Source organism: Micromonospora sp. M71_S20, assembly GCF_003664255.1.
Taxonomy (GTDB): Bacteria; Actinomycetota; Actinomycetes; order Mycobacteriales; family Micromonosporaceae; genus Micromonospora.
The window spans coordinates 32,637-55,136 of the sequence record NZ_RCCV01000005.1; the positions used below are offsets into that span (position 1 = coordinate 32,637).

A 22,500-nucleotide genomic window follows, 5' to 3' on the forward strand; every position below is an offset into this window, starting at 1 on the left:
CTGGACACCCATCCGGCGGGAAGGTGCACATGGCGCTGTCGAAGGTGGTCGGTCGACTCATCGGCGTACGCGAGCACGAGGTGGACCCGGGCGGTGGCGGCGCCCCCCGCGTGCCGGGCCAGGCCGAGGCGGTGGTGGTCGGCGGCGGGATCGCCGGCATGTCGGCGGCGGTGGTGCTGGCGGAGCGCGGGGTGACGGTGACGGTGCTGGAGGCCGCGCCGACGCTCGGCGGCCGGCTCGGGGCCTGGCCGGAGACGCTCGCCGACGGCACCCGGCAGATGAACGAGCACGGCTTCCACGCGTTCTTCCGGCAGTACTACAACTGGCGGTCGATCCTGCGCCGCGCCGACCCGGGCCTCGGCTTCCTCAAGCCGGTTCCGGGCTACCCGATCCTGAGCGAGCGGTGGCCCACCGAGGAGTTCGGCAGGCTGCCGCCCGCGCCGCCCGCGAACCTGCTGGCGCTGCTGCTGCGCAGCCCCAGCCTGCGCCTGGGCGACCTGCGGGGGATGGACCGGGACGCGGCGCTGCCGCTGCTCACCTACGATCCGGGGCGCACCTACGCCGAGTTCGACGACACCACCGCCGACGCGCTGCTCACCTCGCTGCGGCTGCCCGACCGGGCCCGCGCCATGCTCTTCGAGGTCTTCTCCCACTCGTTCTTCAACCACGAGGCGGAGATGTCGGCGGCGGAGATGATCGCCCAGTTCCACTTCTACCTGCTGGGCAACCCGGAGGGGCTGGCCTTCGACTGCCCGGACGAGGACTACGCGACGGCGATCTGGGAGCCGCTGGCCCGGCACGTTGAGAAGCACGGCGGCCGGGTGGTGACGGACGCCGCCGCCACCGCCCTGACCCGCGACGGCGCCGGCTGGCGGGTGACGACCGCCGACGGCACGTCGTACCCGGCCCGGCACGTGGTGCTCGCCGTCGACCCGCCCGCCCTCGCCGCGCTGGTCGCGGCCTCGCCCGGCCTGGCCGACCACGCGCCCCGGCTGGCGGCGCGGATGCCCGCGTTCGGCCGGCCCGGCCCGCCGTACGCGGTGGCGCGCTACTGGTGCGACGGGGACGTCTCCGCCGACCGGGCGGTGTTCAGCGGGGTGTCCCGGCAACCCACCCTGGACTCGGTGACCCTCTACCACCGGCTGGAGAACGAGTCCCGCCGCTGGGCGGAACGCACCGGCGGCTCGGTCGTGGAGCTGCACGCGTACGCCTGCGAGGCGGGTGTGCCCGCCGAGGAGCTGGCCGAACGGATGCGGGTCGAGCTGACGGTGCTCTGGCCGGAGGCGGCCCGGCTGCGGGTCCGCGAGCTGCGCGCCCGGGTGGAGGCGCAGGCGCCGGCGTTCACGCCCGGCAGCCACGCCTGGCGGCCGGGGGTACGCACCGACGCCGACGGGCTCTACCTGGCCGGCGACGGTCTGCGGACGGAGTTCCCGAGCGCGCTGATGGAGCGGTCGGCGGCGACCGGGATCATCGCGGCCAACCACGTCCTGCGGGCCGAGGGCGGCGCGGCCGAGCCCGTCCGCTCGATCCGGCCGCGGGGCCTGCTCGCCGGGCGGAGATGAGCAAAACGGACAAATAGGCCGCTCGGCTGGCCTAGGCTGACCGTCTGGGATGAGCCGGGAGGTCAGCGGGATGTCGCCGCGTACGGACGACGACCCACTCGTCGCCGACGTGCCGCGGGACGACGCGTACCCGCTGGTCCGGGACGAGCGGGCCTGCGTCGTGACCGCCCTGCGGCTCGGCTGGTGGATGGCGGACGCCTACCACCACGCGCGGACCGCCGAGCTGCGCGATCCCGGGGCCGACCGGCCGGCGGGCGCACCGGCGAAGCTGTCCAACCTGACCGAGATGTCGGGGCGGCGGCGGATGCACATGTACCTGGACGGCGTGGAGGTCGCGCTCACCCAGATCGCCGAGCTGACCCGGCGCGTCGGCCCCTTGCCCGCCACCGCCGACGCGCGGGGCCGGGTGGCCGACGGGTCGGCCGACGCCCTGCTGCTCGCCCTCGACGACCTGAACGTGGAGCTGCTGCGCTGGACGATGGCCACCAACCAGCGGGTGGGGCTGGCGTACCGGCTGGGGCGCTCGCTGGCCGACACCGTCCGGTACGGCGAGGCCGTGCGCAACGGCGACGCCGGGCAGGTGGCCCAGCGCTTCGGCGGGCGGCAGTTCGAGATCGGCCGTTGGCTGGGCGAGCTGGCCAGCGTGCTGCCCCCGTACTCGGCCGCGGTGGTCCGCCGCTCGCTGTCGGCGTGGGCCTCGGCGGTCACCAGGGCGGGCATGGGCGACCCGACCGAGGCGGGGCTGCCCGAGCTGGCCCGCGAGCTGCGCAACCAGGGCGAGCTGTGGCAGGGCGTGCTCACCGGCGGGCTGCACCCGAGGGACCTGCTCGACGAGGAGGACTACGCCGTCGTCGCCCGGAACCTGATCGTGCGGGACCGGAAGCTGGTGGTGCAGGCCGTCCGGGGGATCTTCTGGCCGGTGCTCGTACCGCTGCTCGCGGTGCTGTTCGCCGTGGTGGGGGTGAGCGCGCTCGCCGCCGCCGGGTCGCCGGTGACGCGGGCCGCCGTGGCCCTGCTCGGGCTGGGCGCCGGGCTGGCCGCGATCTGGCGCACCGTCTCGGGGCCGGCGCTCGCGGTCGCCGGGGAGGTCAACCGGCCGCTGCTGGAGAGCGAGCTGACCGCCCGGATGGCCGTACGCATCGACCGGCCGCTGGCCGCCGCGCGGGCCGCCGGCCGGGCCCGCCGGCAGCGCCGCCCCGACGAGCCGGGGCCTCGATCGAAATCCGTTGCCCCTCTCTCCCCCGCCGACCTACCGTGATCGCGCAAGGTCAACCACCGCCGCGGGAGCTGGTCATGTCGATGTCGCACGTCACCTGTGTGCCGTCGTGCCTGCCCACGCCTCCGGCGAACGGCGGTCACCGCGCCGAAGACCCCGGGGGCGGCCGGCCCGACTGACGCGTGCCCACACGACGTCGAGCCGCCCGTCCGCACCCGGACCGGGCGGCTCTTTCGCGCTCCGGCCCGCCCAGCTCGTCACCGCCACGAAGGGAGACACCGGTGGACGCCGTCCTCGTCGTCAACGCCGACCTCGGCCCGCTGCACCGGGTCACCGTCCAGCACGCGATCCGGATGCTCTGCCGGCGGGTCGCCGAGATCCACGAGGCCGAGCCGGACCGGGTGATCGGGGTGTTCCCGGTGCCCCGGGTGGTGCGCCTGGTCCGCTACGTGGTGACCCGGTGGCGGTTCAGCGCCGGACCGGCCTGGTCCCGGGCGGGCGTGCTGCGCCGCGACGGGCGCTGCTGCGCGTACTGCGGAGGGCCGGCCGGCACCATCGACCACGTCCTGCCCCGCTCGCGCGGCGGCCGGAACACCTGGCGGAACACGACCGCCGCCTGCTACGGCTGCAACCAGCGCAAGGGCGACCGGACGCCGGCCGAGGCGGGCATGCCGCTGCGGCGCGAGCCGGCGGTGCCGAGCTGGGCGTCGCTGGCGGGGCGGTGACGGGGCGGTGACGGGCCGGCCGGCGGGAACGGGGGCCGCGTCGGGGGTACGCCCCCGGCGCGGCGCCCGCCGGCCCGGCGGTCAGTGCCGGGCGGGCGGGGTCCAGCCGAAGCGGGCCGGGCGGCGCTCGTGGAAGGCGGCGACGCCCTCGCGGGCCTCGCCGCTGGCCCGGACCTGCCCGTGCCACCAGGCGATCCGGTCCTCGTCCGCCCGCCCGTCGACGATCTCCTTGGCGGCGGCGACGCTGAGCTGGGACCGGGCGACCACGGCGGCGGTCAGCTCGTCCACCCGGGCGGCGAGCCCGTCGCCCGGCAGCACCTCGTCGACCAGGCCCACCCGCAGCGCCCGCTCGGCGTCGACCAGCTCGGCGGTGAAGAGCAGGTGCTTGGCCGCGGCCGGGCCGACCAGCCGGGCCAGCCGGCGGGTGGTCGGCGCCGGGTACACCAGGCCCAGCCGCGCCGGCGGCACGCCGAACCGCGCGTCGGCGGCGGCGACCCGCAGGTCGCAGGCGACGGCGAGCTGACAGCCGCCGCCCACGCACGCGCCCCGGACGGCGGCGACGGTCGGCTTGGCGAAGGCGGCGAGCCGCTCCTCGGCGGCCACCGCGATGCTGGCGTCGCCGGCGTCCAGCAGCTCGTCCAGGTCGCCCAGGTCCGCGCCGGCGCAGAAGGTGTCCCCCGCGCCGGTGAGCACCAGCGCCCGGACGGCCGGGTCGGCCTCCAGCCCGTCGAGCAGCTCCGGCAGCCGCCGCCACATCGCGGTGGTCATCGCGTTGCGCCGCGCCGGGTTCCGGATCACCACCGTCGCCACCGGCCCGGTCACCTCGACGAGGAGTTCCGCGTCCGCCACCGTCACCACCCCTTCGACGTCCCGCCCGGCCGCCGGGACCGGCGACGCGTGCGGCGACCATAACGGCGCCGGCCCGACGGCCACCCTGGCGGGGTGGTCGCCGGGCCGGCGACGGTACGGCTAGGTCAGGAGACGTTGAGGGCGGTGTCGTCCACGACGAAGGACGTCTGGAGCGACGCGTCCTCGACGCCGGTGAACTTCAGGGTGACGGTCTGCCCCTTGTACGCGGCCAGCGAGAACGACTTCTGGCTGTACCCGGCGGCCTTGTTCAGGTTCGAGTACGTGGCGAGGGTCGCCAGCACCGTCCCGGAGGAGTTGAGCACCTGCACCCGCAGCGTGTCGTACGCCGTGCCGGTGGTGGTCTCCGCCGTGTCGATGTGCAGCCAGAAGCTGAAGTTGTACGACGTGCAGCCGGCCGGCAGGCTCACCGACTGGGAGAGCGTCTCGGTGCGGGTGCTCCCGTACCCGTTCATCCACGCGTTCCACGTGCCGGTGCGGGCCGGCTGCGAGGTGCCGTGCTGGCCGATCACGCCCGAGGTCTGCGCCCAGGTGGTGACCCCGGACTCGAAGCCCGCGTTGCCGAGCTTCTGACCCGGGCTGGTGCAGCCGCCGCCGGTGCCGTTCACCGTCAGCGTGTAGGTGGCGCTGCGGGTGACCGAGCCGGCGCCGTTCACGGTGACCGTGTAGGTGCCCGGCGGCGTGGCGGCCGTGGTGGCGACGGTGAGCGTCGAGGAGCCGCCCGAGGTCACCGAGGCCGGGCTGAACGAGGCGGTCGCCCCGCTCGGCAGACCGGCGGCCGACAGCGTCACGGTCTGCGCCGAGCCGCTGGTGGTGGCCGTGGACACGGTGGTGGAGACCGAGCCGCCCGGGTTCACCGCGCCGGAGGTCGGCGAGAGCGAGACCGAGAAGTCGTTGCCGGTCGAGCACGGCGCGTCGTTGCCGGCCACGTTCACCGCGGTCCAGGCCGCCTGGACGGTCCGGTACTCGGTGGAGCAGCTGCCGTACAGGTCGGTCGCGGCGCGCAGGCTGTACGCCCGGGCGGTGTTGGCCGGGTTGCTGGTGTTGACGTACGAGGTGTTGGAGGTGAAGTACGTGTCCAGCGCCCGCCACCAGATCTTCTCGGCCTTGGCGCGGCCGATGCCCGTCACCGCCGGGGCGGAGCCGCAGATCGGCGAGGTGCCGTACGGGGTGGCCCCGGTGCCCTCGGCGAGGTTGAAGAAGAAGTGGTTGGCCACGCCGGACGAGTAGTGCACGTCCTTGTTCTTCGTGGAGGTGGACCAGCAGCTGTCACCCGAGCCGTCCAGGGCCGGGTTGTACATGTAGCGCAGCGGCGTACCGTCGCCGTTGATGTTGATCTTCTCGCCGACCTGGTAGTCGCCCGGGTCGGCGGGGCTGTTGGCGTAGAACTCGACCATGTTGCCGAAGATGTCGCTGGTGGCCTCGTTGAGGCCGCCGGACTCGCCGGAGTAGGTCAGGCCGCCGGGGACCACGTTCTCGGTGACGCCGTGGCTCATCTCGTGGGCGGCCACGTCGATGGAGACCAGCGGCCGGGAGTTGCCGCTGCCGTCGCCGTACGTCATCCGGGAGCCGTCCCAGAAGGCGTTGACGTAGTTGTTGCCGTAGTGCACCCGGCTGGGCACGCCCCGGCCGTCGCCGAAGATGCCGTTGCGGCCGTGCACGTTCTTGAAGTAGTCGAAGGTCCTGGCGGCGCCGTAGTGCGCGTCCACTGCGGCGGACTGCCGGTTGGAGGCGGCGCCGGTGCCCCAGGTGTTGTCGGCGTCGGTGATCGTGGTGCACGTCGACGTGCCGTTGTTCATGTCGCACGTGGAGCCGTTGCCGCGCAGCGGGTCGATCATCTGGTACGTGCTGCCGGAGAGCGTGGTGTCCACGGTGACGGTCCCCGAGTAGACGCTGTTGCCCGTGCCGGCGACGGCCTCGATCTCGTCGTACGAACCGACGACCTTGCCCGTGGTGGCGTCGGTGACGACGTGGAACCGCGACGGCGTCTGCCCGTCCGGGTGCCAGCCGGTGACGACGGTCTCCCAGGCGAGCCGGCCCTTGCCGGAGCTGGCGTCGACGAAGAGCTCTGGGGTACCCACGGCGGTGAGCGTGCCGGAGAACTCGGCGCGGGCGGCCTTCTTCGCCGCTGCGGCCGGGACCTTCGCCGTGGTGGGCAGGGTCAGCGGGGCGTCCAGGCCGACCGAGGAGCCGGCGTAGCCGCCGCTCGGGGTCGTGTGGATGACGAAGTCACCGCCGTACACCCGCAGGCCCTGGTAGGTCCGGGTGTAGCGGGTGTGCGCGGCGCCGTCGGCGTCCACCTTGGTGCTGTGCACCTGGTAGGACTCGGCGCCGGTGCCCTGGACGGCGCCGGGGTTGGTGCGCAGGATGCTCGCCGCGGCGGCGGCGGGCCCGCCCGGGGCGGGGGCGGTGGGGGGTGCCGCGAGCGCCGGGGTGGCGACGACGGTCAGCAGGCCGCTGGTGAGCAGGGCCGTACCGACGGCGGCAAGGGGTCTTTTCACGTGCCCTCCTGAACGGGGGTATGCGCGACAGGTATAGTCACGCATGTAGATATAACGATGTGACGACCCAAAAGAGAAGGGGTGATCGGAATTCCGCCCGGGACACTGACCGTTCGGTGGAACCGGGGCCGGCGGGAACCGCGCCGCCGCGCCGCGCGTCCGAGCGGCATGAGATCAGCTTCGATGGCCGGCGTCAAGATCGCGCTGGTGGCGACCGTCCTGTCCGGCTGCGCGACGACCCAGCCGCCGCACCGGGTGCCACCGCCGAAGAGCCTCCCGGCGAGCCCGTCCGCACCGGCCACCGCGCCGCCCGCCTCCGCACCGACGGCCGCGGCGGCACGCGTCGTGCTCACCCGGTCGGGCGGCTTCGCCGGGCGCGGCGACACCGTGACGGTGGAGCCCGACGGCCGGTGGACCGTCGTCGACCGCGCCGGATCGCGGCGTACCGGCCGGCTCCCCGGCGCGGACCTGGACCGGCTGCGCCGGCTCGTCGCCGACCCGGCCCTCGCCGCCGAGGCCGGCCGCCCGTCGACCCCCACCGCCTGCCGGGACGCCTTCAGCTACCGGCTGACCGTCGGGACGGTGGAGACCGGCTACGTGGACTGCCCGTCCGACGGTGGCCCGCCGGCGACGGCCCGCGCGGTGGTGGAACTGCTGATCACGGCCACCGGCTGAGCCGGCCCTGCCGAGCGGGCGGGCTCCAGGCGATCAGGAACGTGTGCGTGACGACCAGGTCCCGCCGGTCCCCGTCCACCGGCGCGGTGGCGAAGCGCCGCACGGCCGCCGCCGTCAGCCGCGGCCCGTCGGCCCGCTCCGCCGGGGAGAATTCCGCCAGCAGCCGGGCGTACGCGGGCGGCAGGCCAGCCGGATCGGTGTCGTGCGGCAGATGGTCGCCGACCTCCTCGGCGGCGTACACCGGAATCCCGGGCAGCGACGCCGCGACCAGCTCGGCGGTCTCGGCGGCGCGCCGCAGCGGGCCGTGGTGGACGGCGTCGACGGGCACGCCGCGCAGCCGCTCGCCGAGCAGGCTCGCCTGCAGGCGGCTTCGGGCGGACAGGCCGGTCTCCGGCGGGTCGACGCCCGGCGGGGTTCCCGCCGGGCGGTCCTGCTCGCCGTGCCGGGCCAGGTAGAGCAGGCGGTCCCCACGTCGTCCCCCTCGTACGCGACCGACAGGCGTGCCAGCGGTGGCACACCTGCCGATCATGGCTCCCCGCCGCCAGGTCAGCCCCTGGGGAACATCTGACCGATGCGGATCTTGTTGCCGAACGGGTCGCGGATGCCGAAGTCGATCCCGTACGGGCGCTCCATCGGCTCGTCGGTGATCTCGACGCCCTTGGCGACGAGGTCCTCGTACGTCTTGTGCGCGTCGTCGGTGGTCATGAAGAGGTACCCACCCAGCGCCCCCTTGGTGAGCAGCTCACGGACCTGCTCGGCGGTGGCCGGGTCCAGTGCCGGCGGGCCCGGCTTCTCCAGCAGGATCTCGCGCTCCGGGTCGCCGGGCAGGTTCACCGTCAGCCAGCGCATGAAGCCGAGGTCCTGGTCGGTGTTGACCTCCAGGCCGAGCTTCCCGACGTAGAAGTCGAGGGCCTCGTCCTGGTCGAGCACGTAGATCTGGGAGCGGCTGATCGCGTTCATCGTCATGCCGGGAACGCTACGGGGCGGGCCTGACCTGCTGCTTATCCAAAACTGACCTCTGCTGTCCGAAGCTGCTGGGCCGGGTCCAGGCCTTGGTGAAGCACACCGGCACGGCGGCGGTCGGCGCCTTGCGCCGGCGGTACTCCGACGGCGGTTCCCCGACGATCTGCCGGAACGTGCGGCTGAACGTGCCCAGGCTGGAGAAGCCGACCGCGTAGCAGACGTCGGTGACGTCCCGGTCGGTGTGCAGCAGCAGGTACATGGCCCGCTCCACCCGCCGCCGCTGGAGGTAGCGGTGCGGGGTCTCGCCGAAGGTCGCCCGGAAGGTGCGGATGAAGTGCGCCTCGGAGACGTACGCGATCCGGGCCAGGGCGGGGATGTCCAACGGCTGGTCGTACGCACGGTCCATGGCGTCCCGGGCGCGCAGCATGGCCCGGTTCGACTCCTCCGTAGCCCTGCTCACGCCGCCCAGCATAGGGCGCCGCCACGCCGGGCCCGTCACCTCGGCGCGGTCGCCAGGATCGCGTCGAGGCCCTGGTCGAACAGCTCGTCGTCGCTCCATCGGGCATCGTCGAGATGACCGGAGGCGGTGAGGGTCGGATAGGCGGCGGGATTCGCCGTGATGTGCCGCCGGGCCTCGCCGCGCGCGTGCGGATCCGCGGTCCGCCGCCAGGTGGCCTCGGTGAGCGCGGCGCCGACGACGTAGTTGGCGAGCAGGCGGGTCGCCACCGCCAGCCGACGGCCCGAGAAGCCGCCGCGGACCAGTGCCGACTGGAGGAACTCGGTGCGCGCGAGCACGTTGGGGCCGAGCATGGGACGCCCGATCAGGCTCGCCGCCCACGGGTGCCGGAGGATGGCCGCCCGCCAGTCCCGGACCAGCGCGCGGACGTCGTCCCGCCAGTCGCCCACGTCGTGCGGGAGCCGCACCTCGCCGAAGATCTGGTCGACGGCCAGGTCGAGCACGTCGTCCTTCGTCCTCACGTGCCAGTACAGCGCGGTGGAGGTGACGTCGAGCTGCTGGGCGAGGCGACGCATCGTCAGGCCGTCCATACCGTGCCCGTCGAGCAGGGTCACCGCGGCGTCGACGATGCGTTGCCGGCTCAGCGGCGGCGTACGGCGCGGACGGGCGGACTCCGCACGGAGCCACACCGAACTGACGGCGTCGGGCCGGCCGGCCGGCTCTTCGCGCGGCGCCCGGCCGGATCGGTTGATGGTCACCCGACCACTCTAGTACGGTGATCGGGTGACTTAACGCTGGCAAGTTGCTCGACGCGCGTTAGGTCCGTCGGCCGCCACGCCACGGAGGAGGCCCGGACATGCCCCTGATGCGGATCCATCTCGACACCGACCCGACGACCGCCCGCCGGGTCCTGGCCCTGCACCGAGCCGGCAAACACCACCACGAGTCCCGGGACGCGGCCCGGAGCGAGGTCTGGCGCCACGGCCGCACCCCGGCCGCCGAGCCGGTCTTCGTCGGCGTCACCAACGGCAAGCCCCTCCGCCTGATCTACGACGTGGAGGTCCACTTCGACACGACGCCCTGACACCGGCCAGCCCGGCGGCGCACGTCCGACAGTGGGCGCCCTCGTCCAGGTCGTTGCTGTCACCTACGAGCTCTGCACGGCGGGCGAAGCGCCTGACAGTCGGCGGTGACGTGCGCCCTCTCGACGCCGGAAGGTGCGAGAATGGATGACGAACCGAGACGCAGGAGGTGAGCCGTGACGTCGAGCAGCGCCGAGCAGACACCCAGGTGGTCGACCGCTGAGCACGTACCGGCTGAGGAAATGGCGCGTCGTCAGGGCATCCGGCCAATCGCCACCATTGACGACCTGGCTCGGCCACACCTGTTCGAGTCGGACGAAGAACTGGATGACTTCCTCGCCGACCTCCACGCCTCCCGGCGAGCTGGCGCCGCGTGAGCCTCGTCGTCCTGGACACCGACGTAGCGTCGACGATCCTCCGGGGGAGACTGCATGACCGCCTCCGTGCCCGTCTGGCCGGTAGGACCCTGTGCATCACCTTCGTGACGCTCGGGGAGTTGATCAAGTGGACCGCGCTGCGGAGCTGGGGACCTAGCAAGCTGGCTGATCTCGCGCAGTGGCGGTCCGAGGTCGTGCTGCTGCCCTTCGACGAGGCGGTGGCGACGACCTGGGGGCAGCTCCAGGCGCGGGCGCAGCATCGTGGGCGGCCCCGGCCGACGAATGACTCCTGGATCGCGGCATGCTGCCTCGTCGACCGGCTACCGCTGGCGACCTTCAACGGCAAGGACTACGCCGACTTCGCCGAGTACGACGGCCTGCGCCTCTTCGACGTCTCCTAGGTTCGGCAACCCACAGCGCGGCTGTCCGGCGTCGTGCGGCTTACCGCCCCACTTCTAGGTCTACGCCCAGGCATGGCGGTCGGCCCGGCGGTGCCGGCCGGAGGCCACCAGCCGGCCGCGCCGGCCGGCGCGGCCCGCTTGCGGGCCGCCATGTGTGGGGCACTCGGCAAGCTCGGCACACGGCTGTCGTGAACCCAGATGCTGTGGCGACGTCGCGGTCGACCGCCCGGTTCGCGACAGCACCGGGCGTGACATGCCTGATGAAATTTGGAGCCCCCGGCCGGGATCGAACCGGCGACATCTCGCTTACAAGGCGAGTGCTCTGGCCAGCTGAGCTACAGGGGCGTGTGGTGCCGACGTCAGCATAGCGACTGACGTCCGGATTTCCGCCTCGGCAGGCCCCCCGACCACGGGAAACGTCGCCGATCCAACGACGTCCACCGACATCGACGGTCGATTGATGTCCGCCCGTGCCCGAGTGACCGGAATGTCTATGCGGTCCGTCCCATCCCGTGCGCCCCGCCTTGGCAGGTGGCGAAAAGCCGTTTACCGTGCAGTGACACGGACGACATCTCGATCACCGAGAGGCTGCCCGTGGGCCGGCGCGTACCCGTGCCGGCCGCTCCTTCACTCGGATCGTCCGGCACGTTCCTGCCGGTGAAAGGAAGCACCCCACCATGGCTACGGTCACCTACTCCAAGGCGTCCCGGATCTACCCGGGCACGGAGCGTCCCGCCGTCAACCAGCTCGACCTGGAGATCGGCGACGGCGAGTTCCTCGTCCTGGTCGGCCCCTCCGGTTGCGGCAAGTCCACCAGCCTGCGCATGCTCGCCGGCTTGGAGGACGTCGACCAGGGCTCGATCCACATCGACGACCGGGACGTCACCCACCTGCCGCCGAAGGCCCGCGACATCGCGATGGTCTTCCAGAACTACGCCCTCTACCCGCACATGACGGTGTACGAGAACATGGCGTTCGCGCTCAAGCTGCGCAAGACCTCGAAGGCCGAGATCGACCGGCGGGTCAAGGAGGCGGCGGCGCTGCTCCAGCTGGAGGAGTACCTGGGCCGCAAGCCGAAGGCCCTCTCCGGCGGTCAGCGCCAGCGGGTGGCCATGGGCCGGGCGATCGTCCGCGAGCCGCAGGTCTTCCTCATGGACGAGCCGCTGTCGAACCTCGACGCGAAGCTGCGTGTGCAGACCCGTACCCAGATCGCGTCGCTGCAGGCGAAGCTGGGCGTCACCACCGTCTACGTCACCCACGACCAGGTCGAGGCCATGACCATGGGCCACCGGGTGGCGGTCATGCTCGACGGCGTGCTCCAGCAGGTGGACACCCCGCGGGCGCTCTACGACACCCCGGCCAACGTCTTCGTCGCCGGCTTCATGGGCTCCCCCGCCATGAACATCAAGACCGTGCCGCTGAGCGAGCGGGGCGCCGCCTTCGCCGACCTGCAGATCCCGCTCACCCGTGAGCAGGTCGAGGCGGCCCGCGCCGACGGCGGCGACAACAAGGTGACCGTCGGCTTCCGCCCCGAGGACTGCGACCTGGTCAGCCCGACCGAGGGCGGCATGCCCGTCGTCGTCGAGCTGGTCGAGGACCTCGGCTCGGACGCCAACATCTACGGCCACGCCGCGCTCGAGGGCAGCAACGAGCGCTTCGTGGTCCGCACCGACCGGCGCACGATGCCGAACATGGGCGACACCGTGTTCGTCAAGCCGCGCGAGGGCCGCAGCCACGTCTTCAACGCGAGCACCGGCAACCGCATCTGACGTACGACAAAATGGGGGTGCCCGCCGATCGGCGGGCACCCCCATCGTCTTGTCCGGCCGTGGGCCTCTGAAGACGAAGGGGTGGCCCGCCGTCGGCGGACCACCCCTTCGCGTGTCTGCGGATCAGCCCTCGGCGGCCCGACGGCGCGCCACCTCGGCGAGGGTGACGGCCGCCGCGACGCTGGCGTTGAGCGACTCGACGTCGGAGACCATCGGGATGCTGACCGTCAGGTCGCAGGTCTCGCCGACCAGCCGGGAGAGCCCTCGCCCCTCGGAGCCGACCACCACGACCAGCGGGCCGACGGCGGCCTCCAGGTCGTAGAGGTCGGTCTCGCCGTCGGCGTCCAGGCCCACGACCAGGAAGCCGGCGTCCTGGCAGGCCTTCAGCGACCGGGTCAGGTTGGTCACCTGGGCGACCGGCACCCGCGCCGCCGCGCCGGCGCTGGTCCGCCAGGCGGTCGCGGTGATCCCCGCCGCCCGCCGCTCCGGTACGAAGACACCCTGCGCGCCGAAGGCGGCGGCGGACCGGATCACCGCGCCGAGGTTGCGCGGGTCGGTCACCCCGTCCAGCGCCACCAGCAGCGGGGCGGCCTGCTCCAGCGCCGCTGCGACGAGGTCCTCGAAGGGCTCGTACGCGAACGCCGGCACCTGGAGCCCGATGCCCTGGTGCAGCACGCCGCCGGTCATCCGGTCCAGCTCGGCCCGGCTGACCTCCAGGATCGCGATGCCCCGGTCGGCGGCCGTCCGGACGATCTCGTTGACCCGGTCGTCGGCGTCGATGCCCTGGGCGGTGTAGAGCGCGGTCGCCGGCACCTGGGCGCGCAGCGACTCCAGCACCGGGTTGCGCCCGACCAGCAACTCCGGCGTGTCCTTCGACGGGTTGGACTTGCGGCCCGGTGCGACCCGGGGGCCGCCACGACCGGTGGGCCTGGCGCCCCGACCGCCCGTGCCGCGACCGCCGCCGGTCGGCGTGCCCCGGCCACCGCCCCTGCCCCAGGTGGTGTCCTTGCTGCCCGGCTGACCGATCTTCGGGGCGCGCCCCTCCTCGGCCGCCGCCCGGCGCTCCTTGTCCTGCTTCCATGCGGTGCGCTGGGGCAGCTTCTCGGTGCCCGAGTAGGCCTTGTGCCAGGGCCGCTCGTCGGCGGGCAGGGTCCTGCCCCGCCCGGCGAGGGCGTCCTTGTTCTTGCCACCGGAGCCCTTCGGGGCTCCCGCCTTCGGCGTCAGACGCCGGCCACGGCGCTGCGAGTTGCCGGCCATCAGTCCTGCTCTCCAATAGTCCAACGGGGGCCCTGGGGGGTGTCCTCGACCACCACGCCGGCCTGCTTGAGCTGGTCGCGTACGGCGTCTGCGGCGGCCCAGTCCTTGCGGCCGCGGGCCTGTGCGCGCTGCTCCAGGGCCAGCGCGACCAGCGAGTCCACCACGCCGCGCAGGTCGTCCGCGCGGCCGCCACCGGTCCACGCCGGGTCGAGGGGGTCGACCCCGAGGATATCCAGCATGGCGCGCGCCGAGGCCAGCGCCGTGCGGACGGTCACATCGTCGCCGCCGGTCAGCGCGGTGTTGCCGTCGCGGACCACCTCGTGCAGGACGGCGAACGCGGCGGAGGTGTTCAGGTCGTCGTCCATGGCCGCCGCGAACGCGCCCGGCAGCTCACCGAGCTGGCCGGCGCCGACGCGCTCGACGGCCCGCTGCACGAACCCCTCGATCCGGCGGTACGCGACGGCGGCCTCGCGCAGCGCGTCCTCCGAGTAGTCGATCCGGGACCGGTAGTGCGCGGCGGCGTAGTAGTAGCGCAGCTCCACCGGGCGCACCCCGAGGGAGTCGACGTACGTCAGGTCGAGGGCGTTGCCGAGCGACTTGCCCATCTTGGCGCCGCCGATGCTGAGCAGCCCGTGGTGCACCCAGTAGCGGGCGAACGGCAGCCCGGCGGCCTGCGACTGGGCGATCTCGTTCTCGTGGTGGGGGAAGGTGAGGTCCAGCCCTCCGCCGTGGATGTCGAACTCGGCGCCGAGGTAGCGCCAGCACATCGCCGAGCACTCGATGTGCCAGCCCGGCCGGCCCCGCCCCCACGGCGACGGCCAGTAGGCGTCCGCCGGCTCGTCGGGCTTGGCGCCCTTCCAGAGCGCGAAGTCGCGCGGGTCGCGCTTGCCCCGGTCGGGCGCGTCCCCGGCCGACTGCATCGCGTCCGGCGACTGCCCCGACAGGGAGCCGTACGCCGGCCACGAGCAGACGTCGAAGTAGACGTCGCCGGAGTCGTCGGTGGCCGGGTAGGCGTGCCCGTCGGCGATCAGCTTGGCGATCAGCTCGTGCATCTCCGGGATGTGCCCGGTGGCCCGCGGCTCGTACGTCGGGGGCAGCACGTTGAGCGCCCGGTAGGAATCGGCGAGGATCAACTCGTTGGCGTACGCGATCGACCAGAACGGCCGGCCCTGCTCCATCGCCTTGACCAGGATCTTGTCGTCGATGTCGGTCACGTTGCGGATGAAGGTGACCTCGTAGCCGGCGGCGAGCAGCCAGCGGCGCAGCACGTCGTAGTTGACGCCGGAGCGAAGGTGACCGATGTGCGGCGGGGCCTGGAGGGTGAGACCACACAGGTAGACCCCCACCTTGCCGGCTTCCCGCGGGACGAAGTCCCGCACCGATCGGGTGGCGGTGTCATACAGGCGTAGCGTCACCGTACAAGGGTAGCCGTCCCACGCGTTCCGGGGTTGTCCGGAGCCGGGTCGTACGCTGCTGGCGTGGAGACGACGGCGCGGGGCGGGGAGACGGCGCAGACGCTGGACCGGGGGCTGCGCCTGCTGCACCTGGTCGCCGACGCGCCGGGCGGGCTGACCGTCACCGAGGCGGCGAACCGGTTGGGCGTCGGCCGGGCGGCGGTGTACCGGCTGGTCGGCGCGCTCGCCGCGCACGGCATGCTGCGCCGCGACGGCGAGGGCCGCCTGCGCCTCGGCGCCGGGGTGCTGCACCTGGCCCGGCGGGCCCAGCCGCTGCTCGCCGAGGGGGCACTGCCCGCGCTGCGCCGCCTCGCCGAGCAGGCCGGCGCGACCGCCCATCTGACGGTGGTCGAGGGCGGCGAGGGGGTCGCGCTCGCCGTGGTCGAGCCGAGCTGGACGTCGTTCCACGTCGCGTACCGGACGGGGGCACGGCACCCGCTGGAGCGCGGTGCGGCCGGGCGGGCCATCCTCGCCGGCCGGACGGGCGCCGCCGGCCCGGTGAGCACCGCCGGGGAACTCCAGTCCGGCGCGTACGGGGTGGCCGCCCCGGTGCTCGGTGTGCCGGGCCTGGAGGCGAGCGTCGGGGTGGTGGCGCTGGCCCCGCTGGACGCCGAGGTGGTCGGCGCGCAGGTCCTCGCTGCCGCCACCGCCATCGCCACCGCCCTCTCCTGAGCCACCGCGGTCCTTTCCCGAGCCGCCGCCCCGAGCGGCCGTCCTCCCCGGGTCGTCGCCCCGCAGGTCCGGGGCGGCCCCCTACCACATCAGGTGGCCGCCGCGCCGGTTGTCCACAGTCGGCATTCCTCGGGGCGGCCCCGGTTGTCCACAGGGCTGTCGGGCGGGGCCGGACGGCGGGCACGCTGCCCACATGCCACCTCCACCGCACCGGCCCGGCGTACTGGCCTGGCAGGTCTTCCGCGGCTCAGACGCGATCCGACAGGGGCTGGTCACCGAGCACCAGCTGCGCAGCTCGGCCTGGCTGCGCCTGCGTCACGACGTCTACGCCGACGCCCGGCTGGACCGGGACCACGCCCTGGCCTGCCGGGCCGCCGCCCTGCGGCTGCCGCCCGAGGCGATCGTCGCCGGCCCCTCAGCGGCCTACCTGCACGGCGTCGAGCACGCCGCCTCCTTCGCCGACGACGTGCACGTCCTCGTCCCCAGGACGATGCGCCTCGGCCCGCAGCGGGGCCTGCGCGTGCACTCCACGGGCCCGGCCACGCCGCCGTCGTGCGCGTCCGCGCGATCCCGAGGGGCGGGCGACGGTCCGGGCGTGCCGGGCCGGCCGCCCGCCGACCGCCGGCACATCGCGGCCTGTCCGCCCGGCGAGGACCCGGGCACGGCGGCCCGCCCGGCCGCCGAGCGCCGCAACGTCGCGGTCCGCCCGCCCGCCGGTGGTCGGAGCACGGCGGCCCGTCCGTCCACCACCGGCCGGGCCGGCGCGGTCCTTCCGTCCCCGGGCGGCCTGCTGGTGGCGGATCTGCGGACCGCCGGCGTGCCGCCTCGCACGGATCCGACCTCGGCGGCCTGGGAGACGGCGGTCTGGTTGGAACCGCTCCGTGCGGTCGGCATCGTCGACTCGCTGCTCCGGCAGGGGCTGACCAGCCGCGAGGCCCTCGTCGCCGTCGCCGACCGCAACGCCGAGCGGCCCGGCGGTCGCCGGGCGCGCTGGGTGTTCGAGTTGGCGGATCCGGGCGCCCGGTCGCCGGTCGAGTCCGAGTTGCGGGTGCGGCTGGTGCTGGCGGGGCTGCCGCGCCCCGCCGCCCGGCACCCGGTCCGGGTCGCCTCCGGGCTGGTCCTGCACGCCGACCTGGCGTGGCCGGCGTACCGCGTCGCCGTCGCCCAGGACGGGCGGCACGCCGAGGTCGGCAACGGGCACCTCGACCGGATCGCCGGACTGGTCGGTGCCGGATGGCTCGTGCTGCCCGTGACCGGCAGGCGACTACGCCAGGACTTCCCCGGTGTCCTGCGCGAGGTTCGCGCCGCGCTCGGGGCCCGGGGCTGGCGCCAGTGACCGGGACGCTCCCGCCACCGTCCGGCGGATCGGCCGCCCGCCGCCGGACATGCGAGGGGCCCGGCCGAACGAGTCGGCCGGGCCCCTGCCGTCCGCCGTTACGGGCGGGCGTTGGGCTTGAGCGGGGTCTTCACCGCCGCGTACGCGTCGACGATGCCGTAACCGTAGAAGCCGTTGAAGTTCAGCCCTCCGGCGCAGTAGGCGTCGAACTCGGCGTCCCGGCCCTCGTTGACGTACGACTGCAGGCGCGGCTCCGGGCAGGCGTGCTCGGCCGCCGTCCGGTAGAGGTGCTGCTCCACCAGCTTCGGCGCCATCCCGAAGCCGCCGTGACGCTCCTTCTTGCCGTGCTTGCTGACGATCAGCGCGGCGACGCCGGAGGCGTGCGGGGCCGCCATCGAGGTGCCCTGCAGGTAGGTGTAGTAGCCGCACTCACCGTTGGCCTTGCACTGCTTGAAGACCGTCTCCTCGAACCCGGCGACGATGTTGCCGTTGGCGTCGACCGAGCCCTCCTCCTGGAGCACCTTCTTCGGGTACGTCGAGAGGATCATGTTGGCGTCGGTGCGGTAGGTGTCCGTGCCGAAGCCGTCACGGAACCAGCCGCCGGGCGCCGCCACGGAGATCTGCTCGGTGCCGTAGTTCGAGAAGTCCGACTTCTTGCCCGACGGCCCGACCGACGACACGCCGATCACGTTGGGGCCCTCGGCGGGCAGGTCCCAGCAGCTGTCGTTGTCGATCTCGCGCGGATAGGGCGCGGTGTCACCGTAGTCCGGGCTCGACACGTCGGTGCGCGGGTCGCCCAGGTCCTCGTGGTTGTTGCCCAGCGCGCCGACCAGGGTGACGCCCCGGTCGTGGGCGAAGTTCAACGCCCGCTTCATGGCCTTGATGATGGCTCGCTGCTCGGCCTGGTGCTCCGGAGAGTCGGCCGGGTTGGCGGTGCAGTTGTAGAGCCACGGGTCGACGTAGAAGGACATGTTGACCACGTCCAGGCCGACCTTGCCGGCGTGCAGCAGGCTGTTGACCACCGGCTCCAGGAAGAAGTAGCCGGAGTCCTGGCCGCCCTTCAGCTCGACCAGGGAGATGTTCGGGGCGACGCCGGAGAGGCCGAAGCCGTTGGCGGCGGCGCCGATCGTGCCGGCCACGTGGGTGCCGTGCCCGCCGTCGTCGGTGCCGACCGGGTCGAGGCAGCTCGCCACCTCGCACGGGCCGTCGACGTCCACCATGTCGGGGGCGAAGTTGCGGGACAGCGCCCAGTTGAAGTTCGGCGCGATGTCGGGGTTGCTGGCGTCGACGCCGGTGTCCAGCACGCCGACGGTGACCCGGCGGTCGCCCGGCTCGACCTTGCGCGCCTGGTCCGCCCGGATCATCTCCAGGCCCCAGAGCTTCTCGTCCAGCGGGTCCATCTTCTTGCCGCGCTTGGCGCCCGCGCCCTTGGCCGCGGCGGCGGCCAGAAGGTGCTCCTGCTCGACCCGGTCCAGCTTGGGCTTGCGGCCGATCGCCTTCTGCTCGCTGGCGCCGATCAGCGCGGTCGCGGCGGTGGCCTTGGCCGCGAAGTCCGCCCGGTCGCTGGTCACCCGGAACATGCCGACGTCGTCGGAGCGGGAGACCACCGTGCCGCCGGCCGACCGGATGGCGGCGATCGCGGCGTCCGCCGAGACGCCGTCCTCGGCGACGACGGTGAAGGTACGGGCACTGCTCGGCTCGGCACTGGCCGGCACGCTCATGCCTGTCACCGCAAGTGCCAGTGCGGTCGCGGACGCGACAGCACCGGCGGTGAAGCGCTTGCTCACCACATCGGATCCTCTCGTTGAGGGACGTGGCAGCCATCAGACATCACCGGTGCGCATTCCGCCAGGGCAGCGTCGGCTATGGCGGGAATCTCGTTTTCATCCGCAGTGCGGGCGGCAGCCGGACCGTCCAGGTCGTCACGGCAGGGCGGGCTCGGTGGCGCGTGGCTCCGGGCGGTCCCCGGCACGGGGAGCGCGCAGCTCGTCGACGCGTACCAGCGCGACGCCGGCGACGATCAGGGCGCCGCCGAGCAACTGCACCACGGCGGGCAGTTCGCCCAGCACCAGCCAGGCGATCAGCACGGCGAACATCACCTCGGTCAGCCCGACGAACGACGACAGCCGGGCGCCGAGGATCCGGGTGCCGGCGATCCCGGCGAGGTACGCGACGACGGCGGCGACCAGCGACAGGCCGACCACCGGCACCAGCCAGCTGGTGCGCTGCCCGGCGAAGGTGACCTCGTCGAGGGACACGCGCAGCGGCAGCGCGCCGACCGCACCGAGCAGCAGCAGGACGGCGGCCCCGACGGCCATGCCGCCGCTGGCCATGGCCACCGAGGGCAGCTCCTCGTCGACCCGTCCCGCGAGCACGAAGTAGCCGGCGAGGCCGACCGCCGCCCCGAGCCCCCAGAGCACGCCCACCGGGTCGAGGCGGCCGGCGCCGGTCAGGTCCAGGACGAAGAACAGGCCGGCGAGGGCCGCCACCGAGCCGGCGACGGTCAGCCGGCGGGGACGCTGCCCGTGGACCAGCCACATCCAGCCCACCACCAGGACGATGCCGAGGTACTCCAGCAGCAGCGCGACGCCGACCGGCAGGTAACGGACCGCGTTGAAGAAGCAGACCTGGGCCGTGGCGACCCCGAGCAGCCCGAACACGCCGATCGCGGCGAGGTTGCGGCGCAGCACGCCCCACCTGCCGCGCAGGGACAGCACGGCCGGGACCGCCACGACCAGCGCGGCGACGCCGACGCGGGCGACCACGGCCGCTTCGGCCGACCAGCCGGCGTCGATGAGCGACCGGGCGAACGTGCCGGACGTGGCGAAGGTGACGGCGGAGAGCAGGGCGAGGCCGAGACCGAGCCCGGCGGCGGGTGGTTGACGCATCGATCCACTCCCACTGTCATGAGTAAACTGCCACTATGCTCGTGACGCTATGCGGCCACCCCGACAGGAGTCAAGTTGCTCTTCACCCATGACACGGAATGCTCCCTGACTGCCATGGCCGCGCTGGTCAACACCGACGGCCGCGCCGGTGAGGGCCTGCCCGATGTCGCCGCCCTGGACGCGTTCTTCGTCGCCCACACCTACAGCGGGCGGCACGAGCACACGGAGGGCGAACTGCGGGCGGTACGCGACCTGCGACCCCGGCTGCGCCGCGTCTGGTACGCCGACACCGAGGGGATCGTCGGCATCGTCAACGGGCTGCTGCGCGAGAACGCCGCGCTGCCGCAGCTCATCACGCACGACGACGAGCCGTACCACATCCACGCCGTGCCTCGCGACGCGCCGCTGGCGACCAGGATGGCCGTCGAGGCGGCGATGGCGCTGGCGGATCTCGTACGCACCGGGGAGCTGCGCCGGCTGCGGATCTGCGACCACCCGGACTGCGAGAACGTGCTCGTCGACCTGTCGAAGAACCGCTCCCGCCGGTTCTGCGACGCGGGCTGCGGCAACCGTGCCGCCGTCACCGCCTACCGCGCCCGCAAGGCCGCCGACGGGCGCTGAACCGAAGGTGGGGAATCGTCAGCGACACGGCCCGGGACCGGCTGCCCCGGCCTTTGGAGCTGATGTCGCAGACGATTCAGCTTCCACAGGCTCGCGGCAGCATGGTCCGCCGGGCATCAAGGTGGCCGCCCGCTCGCCTCGACCAGGCCCGCCGGCATCGCCTCCCGGAACGCCGCCGACGTGCCGAGCCCCACCGGGCCGGACCAGCCGGCGGCACCGGCGCGGGGTCAGGGGTGGGTCATCCGGAGCAGGTCGAGCGCCTCGTCGAGCTGGGTCTCGGTCAGCTTGCCCGAGTCGACGTGCCCCCGGGAGACGACCACCTCGCGGATCGAGACCTGCTTGGCCAGCGCCTCCTTGGCGATCGAGGCGGCCTCGTCGTACCCCAGGTAGCGGTTGAGCGGGGTGACGATCGACGGCGAGCCCTCGGCGTACGCCAGGCAGACCTCGGCGTCCGCGACCAGGCCGACCACCAGGCGGTCGGCGAAGAGCCGGCTCGACGCGGCGAGCAGGCGGACCGACTCCAGCAGGTTGCGGCCCATCACGGGGAGCATGACGTTCAGCTCGAAGTCGCCCTGTGAACCGGCGAACCCGACGGCGGCGTCGTTGCCGATGACCTGGGCGCACACCTGCCGCACCGCCTCGGCGACCACCGGGTTCACCTTGCCCGGCATGATCGACGAGCCGGGCTGGAGGTCGGGGATGCGCAGCTCGCGCAGGCCGGCGCGGGGGCCCGAACCCATCCAGCGGATGTCGTTGGCGATCTTGTAGAGACCGACGGCGACCGTACGCAGCTGCCCGGAGGTCTCCACCAGCGCGTCCCGGGCGCCCTGCGCCTCGAAGTGGTTGCGCGCCTCGGTCAGCGGCAGTCCGGTCGAGCCACGCAGCTTCTCGATGACCTTCGCGGCGAAGCCGAGCGGGGTGTTGATGCCGGTGCCCACCGCCGTGCCGCCCAGCGGCAGCTCGGCCAGCCGGGGCAGCGCCCCCTCCAGCCGCTCGATGCCGTAGCGGACCTGGGCGGCGTACCCGCCGAACTCCTGCCCGAGGGTCACCGGGGTGGCGTCCATCAGGTGGGTACGCCCGGCCTTCACCACGGTCTCGAACTCCGCCGCCTTGCCCTCCAGCGCCTCCGCCAGGTGGGCCAGCGCGGGCAACAGGTCCCGCGCGACCGCCTCGGTGGCCGCCAGGTGAATCGAGGACGGGAAGACGTCGTTGCTGGACTGCGACGCGTTCACGTCGTCGTTCGGGTGCACGTCCCGGCCCAGTTCCCGGCTCGCCAGCGTCGCGATCACCTCGTTGGTGTTCATGTTCGACGACGTGCCGGAACCGGTCTGGAACACGTCGATCGGGAACTGGTCGTCGTAGCCGCCGTCGGCCACGTGCGCGGCGGCGGCGGCGATCGCCGCGGCCACGTTCGCGTCGATCACGCCCAGCTCGCCGTTGACCTCGGCCGCCGCCCCCTTGATCTGGGCCAGCGCCCGGATCTGAGCCGGCTCGATGCCCCGGCCGGAGATCGGGAAGTTCTGCACCGCGCGCTGGGTCTGCGCGCGCCACAGCGCCTCGGCGGGCACCTCCACCTCGCCCATCGAGTCGCGTTCGATCCGGTAGCCCGTCGCCTCTGGAGTCGTCACGCGTACCATCCTGCCGCGCCGCGCGCCGACGTGCAGATGATCGCGGCGA

22 protein-coding genes and 1 tRNA gene are annotated in these 22,500 nt (G+C 73.5%); 11 read left to right on the forward strand and 12 right to left on the reverse strand.

Annotated elements, in window-relative coordinates; genetic code table 11:
* The first annotated feature begins 29 nt into the window (after positions 1–29).
* From DER29_RS32745 to DER29_RS32755, 3 genes are all read left to right on the forward strand, one after another.
* Positions 30–1,562: an FAD-dependent oxidoreductase gene (locus DER29_RS32745; RefSeq protein ID WP_121401519.1), complete on the forward strand. Its 1,533-nt coding sequence runs from the start codon at positions 30–32 to the stop codon at positions 1,560–1,562.
* A gap of 49 nt (positions 1,563–1,611) precedes the next feature.
* Entirely contained in the window at positions 1,612–2,820 is a 1,209-nt protein-coding gene (locus tag DER29_RS32750; protein WP_233600310.1) for a hypothetical protein, read from the forward strand.
* Positions 2,821–3,059: 239 nt separating this feature from the next.
* Entirely contained in the window at positions 3,060–3,503 is a 444-nt protein-coding gene (locus DER29_RS32755) for an HNH endonuclease (protein WP_121401520.1), read from the forward strand.
* 81 nt (positions 3,504–3,584) lie between these two features.
* On the opposite strand, the gene DER29_RS32760 is transcribed toward DER29_RS32755, so the two are convergent.
* Both DER29_RS32760 and DER29_RS32765 read right to left on the reverse strand, forming a co-directional pair.
* Complete coding sequence (locus DER29_RS32760; RefSeq protein WP_121401738.1) at positions 3,585–4,358, reverse strand: enoyl-CoA hydratase/isomerase family protein; 774 nt, start codon at positions 4,356–4,358, stop codon at positions 3,585–3,587.
* 119 nt (positions 4,359–4,477) lie between these two features.
* Positions 4,478–6,871 (reverse strand): M4 family metallopeptidase, encoded by a 2,394-nt coding sequence (locus DER29_RS32765; RefSeq protein WP_121401521.1) that lies wholly within the window; start codon positions 6,869–6,871, stop codon positions 4,478–4,480.
* A 168-nt stretch (positions 6,872–7,039) separates the two neighbouring features.
* On the opposite strand from DER29_RS32765, the gene DER29_RS32770 reads away from it, so the two are divergent.
* Positions 7,040–7,546 carry a protealysin inhibitor emfourin gene (locus DER29_RS32770; RefSeq protein WP_148710167.1) on the forward strand — a complete coding sequence of 169 codons (507 nt, stop codon included), beginning with the start codon at positions 7,040–7,042 and terminating at the stop codon, positions 7,544–7,546.
* On the opposite strand, the gene DER29_RS32775 is transcribed toward DER29_RS32770, so the two are convergent.
* Genes DER29_RS32775 through DER29_RS32790 form a run of 4 tightly spaced genes read right to left on the reverse strand, consistent with a single transcriptional unit; the run spans position 7,530 to position 9,724 of the window.
* Complete coding sequence (locus tag DER29_RS32775) at positions 7,530–8,075, reverse strand: histidine phosphatase family protein (protein WP_121401523.1); 546 nt, start codon at positions 8,073–8,075, stop codon at positions 7,530–7,532. The genes DER29_RS32770 and DER29_RS32775 overlap by 17 nt on opposite strands.
* A 17-nt stretch (positions 8,076–8,092) precedes the next feature.
* Positions 8,093–8,512: a VOC family protein gene (locus DER29_RS32780; RefSeq protein WP_121401524.1), complete on the reverse strand. Its 420-nt coding sequence runs from the start codon at positions 8,510–8,512 to the stop codon at positions 8,093–8,095.
* Between the two features lie 10 nt (positions 8,513–8,522).
* Positions 8,523–8,981: a helix-turn-helix domain-containing protein gene (locus tag DER29_RS32785; RefSeq protein WP_370040936.1), complete on the reverse strand. Its 459-nt coding sequence runs from the start codon at positions 8,979–8,981 to the stop codon at positions 8,523–8,525.
* A gap of 23 nt (positions 8,982–9,004) precedes the next feature.
* On the reverse strand, positions 9,005–9,724 hold the full coding sequence (locus DER29_RS32790) for a TetR/AcrR family transcriptional regulator (protein ID WP_233600311.1): 720 nt from the start codon (positions 9,722–9,724) through the stop codon (positions 9,005–9,007).
* 98 nt (positions 9,725–9,822) lie between these two features.
* On the opposite strand from DER29_RS32790, the gene DER29_RS32795 reads away from it, so the two are divergent.
* The 3 genes from DER29_RS32795 to DER29_RS32805 all read left to right on the forward strand — a co-directional run bounded on the left by DER29_RS32795 (position 9,823) and on the right by DER29_RS32805 (position 10,826).
* On the forward strand, positions 9,823–10,050 hold the full coding sequence (locus DER29_RS32795; protein WP_121401525.1) for a hypothetical protein: 228 nt from the start codon (positions 9,823–9,825) through the stop codon (positions 10,048–10,050).
* A gap of 174 nt (positions 10,051–10,224) precedes the next feature.
* Positions 10,225–10,425 (forward strand): hypothetical protein, encoded by a 201-nt coding sequence (locus DER29_RS32800; RefSeq protein WP_121401526.1) that lies wholly within the window; start codon positions 10,225–10,227, stop codon positions 10,423–10,425.
* The gene (locus DER29_RS32805) at positions 10,422–10,826 is read left to right on the forward strand and encodes a type II toxin-antitoxin system VapC family toxin (protein WP_121401527.1); all 405 of its coding nucleotides are present in this window, start codon (positions 10,422–10,424) and stop codon (positions 10,824–10,826) included. Before DER29_RS32800 ends, DER29_RS32805 begins: the two co-directional genes overlap by 4 nt.
* A 268-nt stretch (positions 10,827–11,094) precedes the next feature.
* On the opposite strand, the gene DER29_RS32810 is transcribed toward DER29_RS32805, so the two are convergent.
* Positions 11,095–11,171 (reverse strand) — tRNA-Thr (locus DER29_RS32810).
* A 332-nt stretch (positions 11,172–11,503) separates the two neighbouring features.
* On the opposite strand from DER29_RS32810, the gene DER29_RS32815 reads away from it, so the two are divergent.
* Complete coding sequence (locus DER29_RS32815) at positions 11,504–12,595, forward strand: ABC transporter ATP-binding protein (RefSeq protein ID WP_121401528.1); 1,092 nt, start codon at positions 11,504–11,506, stop codon at positions 12,593–12,595.
* Positions 12,596–12,718: 123 nt separating this feature from the next.
* Here the strand turns inward: DER29_RS32815 and rlmB are convergent, their stop codons facing one another.
* Positions 12,719–13,852, reverse strand: coding sequence for a 23S rRNA (guanosine(2251)-2'-O)-methyltransferase RlmB (gene rlmB / locus DER29_RS32820; RefSeq protein WP_121401529.1), 1,134 nt, complete (start codon positions 13,850–13,852; stop codon positions 12,719–12,721).
* A complete protein-coding gene (gene cysS, locus DER29_RS32825) occupies positions 13,852–15,267 on the reverse strand; it encodes a cysteine--tRNA ligase (protein ID WP_121401530.1) in 1,416 nt (471 codons plus the stop codon). Before cysS ends, rlmB begins: the two co-directional genes overlap by 1 nt.
* Positions 15,268–15,330: 63 nt before the next feature.
* Between cysS and DER29_RS32830 the strand changes: the two genes are divergently transcribed.
* Both DER29_RS32830 and DER29_RS32835 read left to right on the forward strand, forming a co-directional pair.
* Positions 15,331–15,978, forward strand: coding sequence for an IclR family transcriptional regulator (locus DER29_RS32830; protein ID WP_121401531.1), 648 nt, complete (start codon positions 15,331–15,333; stop codon positions 15,976–15,978).
* 193 nt (positions 15,979–16,171) lie between these two features.
* A complete protein-coding gene (locus tag DER29_RS32835; RefSeq protein ID WP_121401532.1) occupies positions 16,172–17,314 on the forward strand; it encodes a hypothetical protein in 1,143 nt (380 codons plus the stop codon).
* 98 nt (positions 17,315–17,412) lie between these two features.
* On the opposite strand, the gene DER29_RS32840 is transcribed toward DER29_RS32835, so the two are convergent.
* Complete coding sequence (locus tag DER29_RS32840; protein WP_121401741.1) at positions 17,413–19,101, reverse strand: S8 family serine peptidase; 1,689 nt, start codon at positions 19,099–19,101, stop codon at positions 17,413–17,415.
* Positions 19,102–19,236: 135 nt separating this feature from the next.
* Entirely contained in the window at positions 19,237–20,202 is a 966-nt protein-coding gene (locus DER29_RS32845; RefSeq protein ID WP_121401533.1) for a DMT family transporter, read from the reverse strand.
* A 75-nt stretch (positions 20,203–20,277) separates the two neighbouring features.
* Here DER29_RS32845 and DER29_RS32850 point away from each other — a divergent pair, with 75 nt between their 5' ends.
* The gene (locus DER29_RS32850) at positions 20,278–20,823 is read left to right on the forward strand and encodes a CGNR zinc finger domain-containing protein (RefSeq protein ID WP_121401534.1); all 546 of its coding nucleotides are present in this window, start codon (positions 20,278–20,280) and stop codon (positions 20,821–20,823) included.
* Positions 20,824–21,050: 227 nt separating this feature from the next.
* Here the strand turns inward: DER29_RS32850 and DER29_RS32855 are convergent, their stop codons facing one another.
* Positions 21,051–22,460, reverse strand: coding sequence for a class II fumarate hydratase (locus tag DER29_RS32855; RefSeq protein WP_199729669.1), 1,410 nt, complete (start codon positions 22,458–22,460; stop codon positions 21,051–21,053).
* Positions 22,461–22,500: the final 40 nt, after the last annotated feature.